We start from the raw sequence: 13,140 nt of genomic DNA, 5'->3' as shown, positions 1-13,140 counted from the left end.
ACAGCCTGTTTTCATTTTGATAAAAGAAGCCAACCTGGATACTCCTGAGTTGGCTTCTTTCATATCCTACCTCATCATAACCAACCGGCATGATATTGATGGAATACTAAATAAGGTATATTTGGAAAAAGATAGTCATGACACACCTTTAAGAAAACGTATCATCAACGCAATGGAACTGGATAAAAAAGACGCTGCTGTTCTCAATAATGCAATTCAAAACTGGCAGGAATCCGGAAAAGTGACCCCGGAACTTGCCGATGAACTACGGAACAGCTACCAACTTCGCAATTCAAACGTTGACACCATTACCTGGTATGCCTTTATCTCAGCAGTTTCCTGCGGCTTATTAGCGTTCGGAGCACTGGTAATTGACGAAAAGTGGATCGAATTATTACGTAATAAATGGGGCTTCTCAGAGACTGTTGTCGGGATCGGTTTTTCGTTAGTGGCTGTTCTTTTTGTAATTCTGGCAAAGAGACGAAAACTAAAATATCCGACCGCCAAGGCTAGTAATGAAACTTATACTATCACCATTATTCTAAGCGTTGCCATCGCCATCGCCTATTGGACGAGAAGTTTCGCCTACTTCGAAGGAAATTATGCAAGACCGCTGCTAATTGCTGCTGTTGTTTACTTCGCCACTGCCGCTTATCTGAATTCCCAACTGTTATGGACGGTTATGTTATTGTCTATTGCAGGATGGTGGGGCGCGCAAACTTACTTCTGGACTGGTGGCTCATATCGTTTTGCCGGCATGAATTATCCTCTGAACATGACGGTTTTCGGATTGATTATCTGGTCGCTTTCATGGGTTGTTGACAAAATAAATCTATTGAAATCCTTTACACCTGTCACCTATTCCATTGGATTATTCCTCTTTCTTCTTGCTGCCTGGACGCTTTCTATCTTCGGGAATTATGACGATCTGGATCGCTGGACTGCCATACGTCAGGGAACTTTATGGTATTGGGCAGTTGGTTATACTATCGTTTTAGGAGCGCTTACTGCTTATGCATTTCAGACAAAAAATGATGTTTTGAGAGATATGTGCCTCGTATTTTTTCTATTAAATATTTATACGCGTTACTTCGAATATTTCTGGGACAGAACAAACAAAGGAATTTTCTTCGCTATACTTGCAGTCTCATTTTGGTTTGTTGGTAAAAAGGCAGAACAATGGAGAAACCGGGAAAAGAAGCTTGCTTGATATTGAGATTAAAAAAATGAGAGAAAAAAGAATAATCCGTCAGAACGAAAAAGATCTGATTGAGTTTCTTCTGAAACAATTAAATCTGGATCCAAATGATTATCCCGTAGAGGAATATGTTGATGAATATGAAGACGGAAAAATGGGCAGTATAAGTCTGGGAGGCGATGTTTCTGCTTATGCAGGTGATTTGATCCAGGTTGAATATGTTGATTCTGACGGAACGCCAGTTGTTATTACACTGACCAAAGACGACAAAAATCATCTTCTGGATCTTGATTTCTGGAAAGTTGATTTTACAAAACTGTTGGAATATCCAACACCTGATAAAATTATTCTGAGAGGCGAGGGATAACCCTCTCAGAACAATGTATTGAATTTCGTCACGATGTGCGCCTTGGCTTCATTCTGGAATTGCTCAGGAGACAAACCGGTATGTTGTTTAAAAAAACGGCTGAAATAAGGCCGGTCCGTGAAACCCAGATCATAGGCGATTTCTTTAATTGTGCTTTCACTATGAATAATCTGACGTTTTGCTTCCAGAACAATCCGGTCGTGTATCAACTGCATTCCCGTTTTATCCAATTTTTCCTTTAATATCTGGTTTAAACGTTTGGAACTTATTCCCAATTTGCCGGCATAAAAATCAGTGTTTCTTACCTGCTGATAATTCATTTCAAGTAAAACCATAAACTCATAAACCCGTTTCTGGTTGATATCCTGCACCGTGAAATTATGCTCTTTTATTCGCACGAGTTGCAGCAAAAATACTTTCAAAAGTGCCTTGATAATAACCAGACTGTTATTTTCCCGTTGATATTCTTCTTCCAGTATCTGATAAACTTTCCCCAATTGCTCAGCCGTTTCATCATTGATCTGTAAGCAAGAAAACTCGCCCTGGATATTAAAAATCTTGAAAACATCTAGTAAGAATTCCTTCACATCGTCATCGAGTATATCTCTTTTGAAAGATAACAACACTCCCTTTTTCCCCGCTTTGTTGAGCTGATGAACGCGATATGGAGGGATCAGATATATCCAGTCTCCTTTCAATAATTCATCTCCCTTTACAGTATGTAATGCATTTTCATTTTTCAGCCAGACAATTTCAAAAAACTCTTTCCGACTCGGATGGTTCAGATAACTGGGCGGACAGTTATCAAGATTCCTGATATATATCAGCGTTTTGTTTAACTCTGCACTTAGCTTACTTTCTTCCATTTACAGTCATAATTTATGTGACTCAAATAATCGATTTTAGTACCATATTCCGAATTAGACACCAAAATTAGCAGATAATGCAATCTGTTTTAAAAAAATTAGCAAATAATCCAACATATCGCGCTGATAGTGTAACGTCATACGCAGGTATTGAGGATACCTTTGTATCCACGATTTACAGCATTTCATAACAATCCAATGAGCATAACTACAGAAATTGATCTAGGCACTGACATAAAGGAGAATCTTGAAATGATCCTGACAGAAAATCAAAAGCTGGCAAGTCAGGTTGATTTCAGCCAGATCGCAGAGATAATACCTTATATCCAAAACGCTGATCGCATTTTTGTCGTCGGTGCCGGACGGACTGGCCTAGCTTTAAAAGCGGCAGCAATGAGGCTCATGCATCTCGGATTAACGGTTTTTGTGATTGGCGAAACCACGACGCCGGCTATCAGAAAAGGAGACCTGTTAATTGCCGCATCTGGCTCAGGAACAACCAGCAGTATTGTTAAAGCCGCTGAAAAATCAGTTTCCGCAGAGGCAAAAGTAGTTTCCATCTCAACAACAAAAGAGTCACCGCTGGCAGCATTATCCAATCATGTTGCTATACTTCCAGCAGCTCAAAAGCAAGATCACGGTGCGACGATTTCCAAACAGTATGCCGGAAGTTTATTTGAGCAATCCGTCTTGTTATTGACTGATGCAATTATACAAACTTTATGGAAGCTGGATGGAACACCAGCAGAAGAACTCTGGAAAAGACATGCAAACCTCGAATAGAACAAATTGAATACCAATAATTTAATATAATAAACAATTATAATCATGGCTAAATTACAAGTCGCAATAGACTTATTGACAACAGCGGACGCAATTGCATTGGCTACAAAAGTTGCTCCTTATGTTGATATCATTGAATTGGGGACACCCCTTATTAAAAGTGAAGGTTTGGCAGTGATCACTGCGATGAAAAAAGCGTTTCCGGATAAACTTGTTTTCGCTGATTTCAAAACAGCTGACGCCGGCGAACTAGAGGCAGATATGGCATTCGGTGCCGGTGCAGATTTAATAACGATTTTAGGAGCAACAGGAGATGCAACTATTATTGGCGCTGTAAAATCAGCAAAAAAACATGGCAAAGGAGTCGTAGTTGATACAATAGGAGTTTTGGACCGCGTAAAACGTGCTCAGGAAGTGATTGCCCTGGGAGCAGAATTCGTTGAATTACATGCGGGACTTGATGAGCAGGCTCAGCCTGGCTATTCTATTCAGGTTTTGATCGACGAGGCATCTCGTGCTGGCGTTCCGGTATCAATTGCGGGCGGCGTGAAATTAAGCAACATTGCTGCTGTAAAAGCTTCGGGTGCAAAAGTGGCCGTAGCAGGTGCAGCAATCTATGGTGCCGCTGATCCGGCAGCTGCTGCCAAAGCACTCCGTGAAGCTTTGGACGCTTAGTCTGTCTTTTAGCAGTAAACTTTTCGAAAGCTGTTCTCTAATAAGAGAGCAGCTTTCTGCTTTAAAAAATATGATTTTAGTCAGTTTTAAATAACCTCATTTCTATAAACCAATCAATATTAACCCTTTTCTCTACCTTTACGACAGATTGAAAAATAGTTTGTAAGTAAAGATTAATTCATGGAAGTTAAGGATGGTAACGGAACACTTCTCTCAGAAGGTGATTCTGTAAAACTGATTAAGGATTTAAAAGTCAGAGGTTCGTCTACCACTTTGAAAAGAGGAACTGTTGTGAAAAATATTCGTCTGACTGATGATGCTGAAGAAATTGAGGGCAAAGTTGAAAGAACCGTTATGGTTCTAAAAACAATGTTTGTTCAAAAAATGTAAAGACAAGAGCCATGACTATTTAGGGCTTCACTCCTGAATAGTCATGGATTTTTTGGTATCTCATTCCTAAAAATTTATTAAATCATCGCTTTCCCGCTACTTCTTTCCAAAAGAAAAATTCATCGTTGTACCAATGCGGAAAACGGTATTTTTATATTTAAAACCTTCAAAACTATTCGCCACTTCTATTCGGAAAGGAAAGCGGATACCTACGTCAAGAGCGTAGCCTAACTCACCGTAATTATTTGAATCAGGTGTTGCCAGATAATGTGCAAAGAAATTTTCCTTTATCCCCATAATCCGGAACCAGGTAATCTGCGTTAACAGAAATTTACGGAGTTCAGCCAGGGCATGTGCCTCAACAAATCGTTTTGCTGTGCTATACCGATAATAATCCAGCATCCGGAAAGTGCCGACAGGATCGCCATATTGAAAGAAAAACTGGTTTCCCGCAAAATGCTGATAGTCCGGGAACTGAACGGCTTTATCATTAACAAATGCTCCTGCCGCAACTTTATAGCTTAATTTGCTTCGAACTCCCGTATCAAATCCGTGAGATATTCCGACCTGAACGAAATCAAAATCGGCGTCGCTGCCAAATGCAGTGTTAATTCCCTTTCTGTAACTGGCAGAAATTTTGGGTGAATCATCATCGTAAAAGGTCGTCTTTCCTTTTCTTGTCCTGTATTTTTGCCAGGGTTTATAATACGCAGATAATCCAACGATCAAAGCCTGATGCCGCTGCATTTCGAAAGACGATGTTCCGGATTCATCAGATAATTCTTCATTGAAAGGTATATTAGACGTAAAAGTTCTCTTTTTCCAATCAATCCAACTATATGGATTTGTATTATCACGATTTTGAAGGGCGCGGCGATCGGCATATTCCACATTAGCTCTCAATTCAAAATGCTCATTCTCCCGATTCGTTTTAAAGTCCAGACGAACAAAGTTCTTTTCGTAAATTTTGATAAAATTCCGTTCTAAAAATAATGTTGTCAAGCTATTCAGAATCGGATGCATTGGATTTTCGGGATTAAATTGCGCTACCGTTTTCCCGCCTGAAAGACTGATAAGATTTCGTTTCCAATTGTAATCAACCCCACCGGTTGCAAACAATTTCTCCCTGGCAAATGAGTAACGCGTGAGCCCGCTGAAAGTCCAGGCGCCCTGATCCCGATAGGTTGTTCTTTTGATCCCGTTACTAGAAATATCCAGTTCATCCGTGCTTTTCTTTTGCGCTCCCTTTTTGTATTTTAATTTAAAACCTCCACCATTCAAAACCCAACCTTCCACGGTATTTACCTGCAAGCCATACAGCGGACTTACATATTCCAATCGCCAGGGACTTTTCTTTCCAAGCCGGAAAGTATGACCGGTAAACAGATCTTCAAAGAAATTTGATCCTCCGCTTTTCTTTTTAGTGGTATCTGATCTAGAAACTTTTAAACTGTCCCTTTGCTCCTGTGTCCCCTGATTGATAATTACCAGGCTATCCAGCCTCGTATAACTTTTAACTTCGGCCACCGTCAGCGGAACAGTGCGAATAGAATCCCAGAATGCCATGCTGCGGACATTCGCCAGAGAATCCACCGAAGTGGAATCATTTCTGGTAAAGTTTAAATCAATATCCTCTCCTCTTTCTTCTTTCTTTTTGATATCCTGTCTCTCATATTCTTTCATCAGCTTTTTCAGGTTTTTCGCCGAAAACTCCTTTTGCTTGCTCACCACCTCGTCCAGCTTTTGGCTTTTTATCTCACGATTTGACAGGCCAATTTTCCTGGCTTCTTCTTTTTCCTTTTTACCGTCAACAACCGTTATATCCGCCTGAAAAGCCGGATTTATTTTCAGTTTCGAAAAGGTTTGCGAGATCACCAGATCACCCTTTCCCTTAATACCATAAATTCCTCCATTAATATGAAATTGCTGGTTGATAGGCATCCAAACTCCCTGAACCGGACTGTAAACCTGTTTTATTTCAATATTAAATCCTGTGTTCACCGTCTGAAGATTCAGGCTGTAAATGCTCCAAAGATTTTCAGTAATATAAATCGTTCCTTTGTAAACACCTTCCCCATAAGATCGCGGTGTTACTTTTATCTTATTAATCTCTACCCCATTTTCAATGAAACTGCCCTGATATTCAAACTTGTAATAAGTGAACGCGCGCGGCGATAAAGGAGAAACTGCTTTGACAACTTCGGGTTGGTAGAAACTGGTAAGAAAATATTGGTTTGCACTTGCAAAGTTTTTGTCCTGGCTATTACGTGCCGCGATCACACGCTGCGAGTAAGAATTCGGCTGGCGAAAAGTTACTTCGGAAACACTTTCATTTAAAATCGGAACACCCTTTTTAAAATTGGATTCTTTTTCAATTTCCTTCAATTCCTTTTTATATAAAAATTCCAAAGGAAGATCAGTAATGACGAACGAAGACTTGGAATACGCTTTGGCGGTGTAACTTTCAACCTGCAAAAAATGATACCGGCTCTTGGCTATTGCCCGGCGCATGATTGTGTAGGCAGGATCTTCACCCTTATTTCCAATCCGCACCTCACCAAGATTGTAAGCCTGCTCCTCCATCGTCAGGTCAAAAGTTTCCATTTTATTTTCAATGGTAACAGACTTCAATCCCGTTTTAAAACCTAGGTATTGGAAAATTACCTCATAATAACCCGGTTTCAGATCCAGTTGGTATCTCCCTTCTTCATTTGAAATCGTGCTAATTTCAGTACCCTTGACAACGATTGCAGCGAAAGGCAAAGGGTCGCCCTTTTGAGTTTTAATAATCCCCTTTAATCCGGTCGACAGATTTCCGGTTTGCCCAAAGCTTTTTGCAGTCAGCAACAGCATGAGAAGAAGAGGCAAAATGGAACGGTGATACATATATGCTAATTACTTTATATTATTTCAGGCTATATCCGAGATGAGATTTTCGGAGGATTAGTTGCTTACAGTGAAAATAACTATAAAATCACCCGTCCCAAAACTTCAACCAAATCATTTTCCGTGAAAGGTTTGTCGAGTAAATCGTTCATACCGTAATCGAGATATCTGGACCGCTCTTCCAGCGATGCACTTCCGGTATAACCGATTACGGGAATACCTGCCTTGATTTTATCAACTTCACTTCTGACACATTTAGTGAGTTCCAGCCCGTCCATTTTTGGCATTTGAACATCCGTAATGATAAGATCATATGACGTCGAAAGAAATAATTTGAACGCCTCTTCACCATCCGACGCAAGATCATAACGAACTCCATTTTTATCCATTATTCTGCTAAGTAAAAGTAGATTGATCTTTATATCATCGACCATCAGGATTCTTTTATTTTTCAAAATGCTGCCAATCTCCGTTACTGCTGCCGGCTCTTGCCGAACAAGATTATCCCCCTCCACATTGGCTATCGGTATTGCCACACAAAAAACAGAGCCCTTTCCAAGTTCACTTTGTACCTCGATTTCCCCTTTGAACAAATCAACAATCCTTTTAGTGATCGGAAGCCCAAGGCCTGTCCCGGTTTGCCGCGGCGCATCTGATGATGTTTCGATTTGCGTAAAGTCTTCAAAAATCTTTTTTAGGTTTTCCTGAGCAATACCTATTCCGGAATCTTTGACGATAATTTTCAAAATGCCCGATGAAAGTTTGTCGGCTTTCAAATATTCAGCGTGTATACTGATCTTTCCGCCAGCAGGTGTAAACTTTATCGCGTTAGTCAATAAATTAAGCACAACCTGCTTTAAGCGAAAGTCATCCCCATTGAGTGTCAATCCGGATTCCAGAACGAAGTGTTTTGTGAGTGAAACATCCTTGTCAACAGCCAGAACGGAAAGCATATCTACCACATTTTCAAGCATCATCAAAGGATTGAAATGATGATTGATCAGTTTTATTTTACCGCTTTCAAATTTTGAAAAATCAAGAATTTCGTTGACAAGCATAAGCAGCACATCAGAAGAATTTTTAATCGCACCAACTTTATGACGCAGGTCTTCGCTAAGCTTGCTTTCTTCAAGTTGTCTCGAAAAACCGATTATTGAGTTTAAAGGGGTCCTGATCTCATGGGATATATGAGACAGAAATTCACCTTTTTTCTTTGCAGTTTCTACCGCCTGATTACTATATTTAACGATGGTGATCTCACTTCGGTATAATCTTAAAATATTCCAGATTATGATGAGAGTCAAGATCAGAACGACCGCAATATTCCCCCAGGATAGTTGATGCAATTCCGAAAGGCGGTCAGAAGTCTGCAATAACAGCGACATTCTTAGCGTTTCTACATTGTCAATTTCTTCATTTCTGAGCGCTTTTAATGCCGACTGAAGATTTGAAAAGATATGATTATTTACTGCCAGCAATTCCAGTTCTGCCTTATTGAGCCTGTTTCTTGCCAGATCAAGTTTTCTCAAATCATTTATCGCCGCATAGTCTTTCCTCCGTTGAACCCAGGTCAATGAATCTTCAATCGTGGTTATCGTGCTGACCGCTTTCTTCTGAACTTCACCGGTATCTGCCGATTTGTTTGAAACAGCTTCCACCAGTCTCCGCCAGAACTTTTTATTCTTCTTTTTAGGCTCAATCAGGATTGAATCGGTTTTAGCAATTTTTCTTACTTTTTTAAAAGAATAAGGTTTAAGATCAGTAACAGAAAGTTCCGCCGTTTTTTCGGGTATCCGAAATACAAGCAGACTATCGACCATTTTCCGCAAGTGAATAAATTCGTCATTTTTGATTTGCTTGCTCAAAAGAAGCTGCGGAAGATATAAATTTGAAAAGAATGTCTGCTTTTTCTTTTCTTCCTGAAATTCTGTGAGGATTGATGAAACTGTTTCCATCTGCCTTGTGTACTTATCAAGGTATGCGGAATCGGCAGTTGCTGCAAATAATCTGCTATTATTTTCCGCGACATATAAAACAGATATACAAGTATCGATCCTCCTGTAATTATCATTGCCAGCCTGAAGAATCTGTATATTATTCTTTACAATAGTTGATTTTGAATTTGTGTTCAGCGTAATAAAAACGAAAGATGCCAGTATTAGAATCAGTACAATCGTCCAAGCAAAAGATTTAAGAGAAACCGTTTTTATATCGTTTTTCATAGCTGAGGGGCAACATTTACTGTGCCAAAGTTAGCGGATAGTTTTACTTCTACAAGTTATTTGCACCTCACGAATAAATAGTTATAATTATTTCTACATAACTAATACGATTACTTCCGTTTTAGGTAACATAAATTTTACAATACTTATAAAGCTTTTCGATTTTCACTATTTACCAGAATTGATTAACCATAAAGAATGAACAATAGAACTTACTTTTTTCTAATCTTAATACTCGGCAGTCTCACGGCACTTGGCCCATTTTCAATCGATATGTATCTGCCGGGATTTCCGGCCATTGCAAAGGATTTACACACGACCGCTTCGAAAGTATCGCTTTCCTTATCCGGCTTTTTTATCGGAATTTCTGCCGGACAACTTTTGTATGGCCCTTTGCTAGATCGTTTCGGGCGAAAAAAACCACTTTTTATTGGTCTGACAGTTTACATTGTAGCATCACTGGGATGTGCAGTTTCTACAAGTATTGATATGCTCATTGCCATGCGTTTTGTGCAGGCAATCGGAAGTTGTGCGGCGGCGGTTGCGTCCGTTGCCATGGTGCGCGATTTATTCCCGGTTAAAGACAGTGCCAAAGTGTTTTCGTTACTGATGCTGGTGGTGGGAGCCTCCCCCATGATCGCGCCAACGGTCGGAGGTTACGTAACGGCGGCGTTTGGATGGCAAACCGTATTTTTGATCCTGACCGGAATGGGTGTTTTAATTCTGGCGGCAACGGCATTGTGGCTCCCCGATAGCTTCAAACCAGACACATCCTTATCGTTAAAACCCAAACCGATTATTCTGAATTTTCTATCCGTGATTCGCGAGCCTCAGTTTTACACTTACTCACTGACCGGTGCAATCGCCTTTTCCGGATTGTTTGCTTATGTCTCCGGATCTCCACTGGTTTTCATGGAGGTTTTTCATACAGATGAGAAAGTTTACGGCTGGATTTTCGCCCTGCTGTCAGTTGGGTTTATCGGGTCAAGTCAGTTCAATACATTGTTATTAAGAAAATACAGAAGTGAGCAGATCATTAATTTGGCGCTGATTTTTCAGTTGTTCATAAGCTTCACCATGGCTTTTGCCTCCTTCAGCGGACTGCTTACGTTAATTTCAACAATCATTTTACTGTTCCTTTTCCTTTGTTGTATCGGACTCATCAATCCAAATGCAGCAGCACTTTCTCTCGCGCCTTTTTCGAAAAATGCAGGCAGTGCCTCGGCATTGATGGGAGCAATCCAGATGGGAATGGGTGCACTAATTTCTGTTGTAATCAGTCTTTTCGAAGAGCCTTCAACTTTTCCTATGGCTTCTGCCATGGCAGGATCGTCTCTGCTTGCACTTTGCGTATTCCTCGTTGGACGACGCAGGATCACTCAGCAAGTCGAAGTAAAAGCAGGTACCGAAAGCGGAATAATTCATTAATACTGAACAGCATAATATCGCTCAGCAGGTAGGAATAAGTTTTTCAATACTTATCTTCAAAGAGAATTATAACAATTTTAAACAGATCGATCTATGTTCAAAATAACTGTTATTTATCCGCGCACAGCCGAAGATGATTTTAATATTGGCTATTATATAGACTCGCATACTCCGATGATAAAGGAATTATTGGGCCCTTATGGTTTGGTGAAAGTTGATGTCGAAGTCGGGATAGCTGGTGCTGCTCCCGGTTCCGAGCCACCTTATGAACTGATCTGTGGAATTTATTTCAACGATCTGGTTTCGTTGCAGACAGGTATGGATGCACAAGGCCCGACGCTCATTGCTGATGTCCCAAATTTCACATCTGTTATTCCGACAATGCAGATCAGTCGGGTTGAGTAGCATTTTGGCAGGGCGTCAGCTGGTAAGATTGAGCTATTGGCCGGTTAATCAGATTTAGATCCACAATCCTGCAGCTCCGTTGAGACCATTATAAATATTTGATCGTGCTTTCTGACCAAACTCGTTTACTATTAAAAAAAGATGACTTGCTACAGATACTGGCAAGTCATCTTTTTTAGACAAATATATTTTGATATTTTAAACAGCGGAGTATTCATGAACCGGACAAACGGCCGCTGTCATGATTTTCTTTCCTGTTCCTTTCTGGAAAAAATAGTCCAGACGCCCCAGATTAATTCCGGCAAAACCGACCTGATTGATCGTCGTTACCTTTCCATCCAGATTTTTAATATCTTCCGGTGCTTTCATAAAAGTATGTGTATGTCCCCCAATGACCAGGTCAATATTTCGGGTCGATTGAGCCAAAATTTGATCCGAAACCTTATTTTCTTTATACCTGTATCCCAAATGTGACAGGCAGATCACAAGATCGCAGTGAAGATCATTTTTCAGAATTGAAGCAGTTTCATTCGCTTTGGCAATAGGGTCCTGGTAAACGATATCGCCATAATTTTTCTTATCGACCAGACCGGCCAGTTCAATCCCCAAACCGAAAACTCCGATTTTCAAACCTTGTTTCCTGAAAATTTTATAAGATTGCGTCTTGCCTTTCAGATCAGTGTTATTAAAATCGTAATTACTCACCAGAAACGGAAAATTAGCGTGAGGAAGTTGTTTTAGAAACCCGGCAATTCCGTTGTCAAAATCATGGTTACCCATCGTTCCGGCATCATAACCCATATCACTCATAAGTTTCATTTCCAGCTCCCCGCCAAACATATTGAAATAAGGCGTCCCCTGAAAAACATCACCGGCATCCAGTAAAAGTACATTTTTCTGCTCAGCCCTGATCTGTTTGATCAAAGCCGCCCGTCTGGCGACGCCGCCTAGTCCCTGGTTTCTGGATCCATCCATCGGAAAAGGTTCAATCCGGCTGTGTACGTCGTTCGTGTGCAAAATGGTCAGCTGCACCGTTTCGTCCTTTGCGAAAGCCGTAAACGGAGATGCACCTAACGCGAAGAAAGCAGCAGCCGCACTGCCGCTTTTCAAGAAATCCCGGCGACTAGTTGACAACAGTAATTCTTCCATCTAATTGCGTGTTTATAGTTTTTCCTGCGCTTGTCAAATCACTGATGTGATCAATAATGGCATCGCGCACTTTTTTATTTATGATTTTGCTTTCAATCGCATCTGTCAGGAAATCCAGATCCTCAGCGCCATTGGCCAAATAATCGTAAGTCAGCAGATTATAGGTTTGATTTATGTCAAAAGGTTTACCGCCAATAAACACGTCATATGCTTTTTTGTCCTTGATTTTCATCCGGATTCCTGCAACCGGCTGGCCATTCGACTTCACTATGAAATCGATTACTTTTTGGATACCAGCCCCAGAAAGTTTTAATACAACCAATTCGTTTTCAAATGGCATCAGTTCAAAAGCATCAGAAACGGTGATATTACCTTTGGGAAAAGTTTTTCTTAAACCACCCTTAGTCGCCAGCGTCAACTGAATTGATGGATCTTTTTTCAACCCCTCTGTTAAAATAGCGTCAGAAAAGAAGTCGCCCATCAAAGTTTCAGGCTCGGACGGTTTGGTCAGTTCCCTTTCCGCTTTGCCGATGACACGGCTCATCTCGGCATCCATCTGCTTTTTATAAGGCAGGTAATATTTTACGAGAGATGAATCTACGCCGGCTTCCTGAGTGACTGAATATTGTTTATACTGATTTCCGGAAACCAAGAAATGGCGATGGCAGGAAGACATGAGCAAAGAGCTAAAAACAAGGCTATAAGCAGCATATCTATAATTTTTTGAAGAAAGCATAACGAAAACGATCGAATTGAATTACAAAAGTAACA

The 13,140-nt window shown here is 40.5% G+C and carries 12 protein-coding genes; 7 read left to right on the top strand and 5 right to left on the bottom strand.

What is annotated here, in order from left to right; all coding sequences use genetic code 11:
- The first annotated feature begins 16 nt into the window (after positions 1-16).
- Complete coding sequence (locus BMY70_RS23480; RefSeq protein ID WP_229209747.1) at positions 17-1,210, top strand: hypothetical protein; 1,194 nt, start codon at positions 17-19, stop codon at positions 1,208-1,210.
- 16 nt (positions 1,211-1,226) lie between these two features.
- Entirely contained in the window at positions 1,227-1,565 is a 339-nt protein-coding gene (locus BMY70_RS23475) for a DUF6984 family protein (protein WP_090338933.1), read from the top strand.
- A 5-nt stretch (positions 1,566-1,570) separates the two neighbouring features.
- Here the strand turns inward: BMY70_RS23475 and BMY70_RS23470 are convergent, their stop codons facing one another.
- Positions 1,571-2,431 carry a helix-turn-helix domain-containing protein gene (locus BMY70_RS23470; protein WP_090338931.1) on the bottom strand — a complete coding sequence of 287 codons (861 nt, stop codon included), beginning with the start codon at positions 2,429-2,431 and terminating at the stop codon, positions 1,571-1,573.
- Positions 2,432-2,629: 198 nt separating this feature from the next.
- Between BMY70_RS23470 and hxlB the strand changes: the two genes are divergently transcribed.
- The 3 genes from hxlB to BMY70_RS23455 all read left to right on the top strand — a co-directional run bounded on the left by hxlB (position 2,630) and on the right by BMY70_RS23455 (position 4,279).
- Positions 2,630-3,214, top strand: coding sequence for a 6-phospho-3-hexuloisomerase (gene hxlB / locus BMY70_RS23465; protein ID WP_090338926.1), 585 nt, complete (start codon positions 2,630-2,632; stop codon positions 3,212-3,214).
- A gap of 45 nt (positions 3,215-3,259) precedes the next feature.
- Positions 3,260-3,889 (top strand): 3-hexulose-6-phosphate synthase, encoded by a 630-nt coding sequence (gene hxlA / locus BMY70_RS23460; RefSeq protein WP_090338923.1) that lies wholly within the window; start codon positions 3,260-3,262, stop codon positions 3,887-3,889.
- Positions 3,890-4,069: 180 nt separating this feature from the next.
- Positions 4,070-4,279, top strand: coding sequence for an alkylphosphonate utilization protein (locus BMY70_RS23455; protein ID WP_090338920.1), 210 nt, complete (start codon positions 4,070-4,072; stop codon positions 4,277-4,279).
- Between the two features lie 96 nt (positions 4,280-4,375).
- Here BMY70_RS23455 and BMY70_RS23450 read toward each other — a convergent pair whose 3' ends face one another.
- Both BMY70_RS23450 and BMY70_RS23445 read right to left on the bottom strand, forming a co-directional pair.
- On the bottom strand, positions 4,376-7,165 hold the full coding sequence (locus BMY70_RS23450) for a DUF5686 and carboxypeptidase regulatory-like domain-containing protein (RefSeq protein WP_229209746.1): 2,790 nt from the start codon (positions 7,163-7,165) through the stop codon (positions 4,376-4,378).
- 80 nt (positions 7,166-7,245) lie between these two features.
- Complete coding sequence (locus tag BMY70_RS23445) at positions 7,246-9,387, bottom strand: ATP-binding response regulator (RefSeq protein WP_090338918.1); 2,142 nt, start codon at positions 9,385-9,387, stop codon at positions 7,246-7,248.
- Positions 9,388-9,585: 198 nt separating this feature from the next.
- Here BMY70_RS23445 and BMY70_RS23440 point away from each other — a divergent pair, with 198 nt between their 5' ends.
- Complete coding sequence (locus BMY70_RS23440) at positions 9,586-10,815, top strand: multidrug effflux MFS transporter (RefSeq protein WP_090338915.1); 1,230 nt, start codon at positions 9,586-9,588, stop codon at positions 10,813-10,815.
- Between the two features lie 93 nt (positions 10,816-10,908).
- Positions 10,909-11,220, top strand: coding sequence for an EthD family reductase (locus tag BMY70_RS23435; protein WP_090338912.1), 312 nt, complete (start codon positions 10,909-10,911; stop codon positions 11,218-11,220).
- A 198-nt stretch (positions 11,221-11,418) separates the two neighbouring features.
- Here the strand turns inward: BMY70_RS23435 and BMY70_RS23430 are convergent, their stop codons facing one another.
- Positions 11,419-12,369 carry a bifunctional metallophosphatase/5'-nucleotidase gene (locus BMY70_RS23430; RefSeq protein WP_090338909.1) on the bottom strand — a complete coding sequence of 317 codons (951 nt, stop codon included), beginning with the start codon at positions 12,367-12,369 and terminating at the stop codon, positions 11,419-11,421.
- Positions 12,344-13,105, bottom strand: a complete 762-nt coding sequence (locus BMY70_RS23425) for a 5'-nucleotidase C-terminal domain-containing protein (RefSeq protein ID WP_090338907.1) — start codon at positions 13,103-13,105, stop codon at positions 12,344-12,346. The genes BMY70_RS23430 and BMY70_RS23425 overlap by 26 nt, the downstream gene beginning before the upstream one ends.
- Between the last annotated feature and the right edge of the window lie 35 nt (positions 13,106-13,140).

Origin of the sequence: Dyadobacter koreensis (assembly GCF_900108855.1) — a bacterium.
Lineage (GTDB): Bacteria > Bacteroidota > Bacteroidia > Cytophagales > Spirosomataceae > Dyadobacter > Dyadobacter koreensis.
Note: the sequence above shows the minus strand (reverse complement) of the source record. Positions and strands in the feature narration are given on the sequence as shown.

Bases quoted from the DNA above. Each gene is read 5' to 3' on its own strand.
- BMY70_RS23470 (WP_090338931.1), bottom strand. From the start codon at position 2,431: ATGGAAGAAAGTAAGCTAAGTGCAGAGTTAAACAAAACGCTGATATAT.
- hxlB (WP_090338926.1), top strand. From the start codon at position 2,630: ATGAGCATAACTACAGAAATTGATCTAGGCACTGACATAAAGGAGAAT.
- BMY70_RS23450 (WP_229209746.1), bottom strand. From the start codon at position 7,165: ATGTATCACCGTTCCATTTTGCCTCTTCTTCTCATGCTGTTGCTGACT.
- hxlA (WP_090338923.1), top strand. From the start codon at position 3,260: ATGGCTAAATTACAAGTCGCAATAGACTTATTGACAACAGCGGACGCA.
- BMY70_RS23455 (WP_090338920.1), top strand. From the start codon at position 4,070: ATGGAAGTTAAGGATGGTAACGGAACACTTCTCTCAGAAGGTGATTCT.
- BMY70_RS23445 (WP_090338918.1), bottom strand. From the start codon at position 9,387: ATGAAAAACGATATAAAAACGGTTTCTCTTAAATCTTTTGCTTGGACG.
- BMY70_RS23440 (WP_090338915.1), top strand. From the start codon at position 9,586: ATGAACAATAGAACTTACTTTTTTCTAATCTTAATACTCGGCAGTCTC.
- BMY70_RS23475 (WP_090338933.1), top strand. From the start codon at position 1,227: ATGAGAGAAAAAAGAATAATCCGTCAGAACGAAAAAGATCTGATTGAG.
- BMY70_RS23425 (WP_090338907.1), bottom strand. From the start codon at position 13,105: ATGCTTTCTTCAAAAAATTATAGATATGCTGCTTATAGCCTTGTTTTT.
- BMY70_RS23430 (WP_090338909.1), bottom strand. From the start codon at position 12,369: ATGGAAGAATTACTGTTGTCAACTAGTCGCCGGGATTTCTTGAAAAGC.
- BMY70_RS23435 (WP_090338912.1), top strand. From the start codon at position 10,909: ATGTTCAAAATAACTGTTATTTATCCGCGCACAGCCGAAGATGATTTT.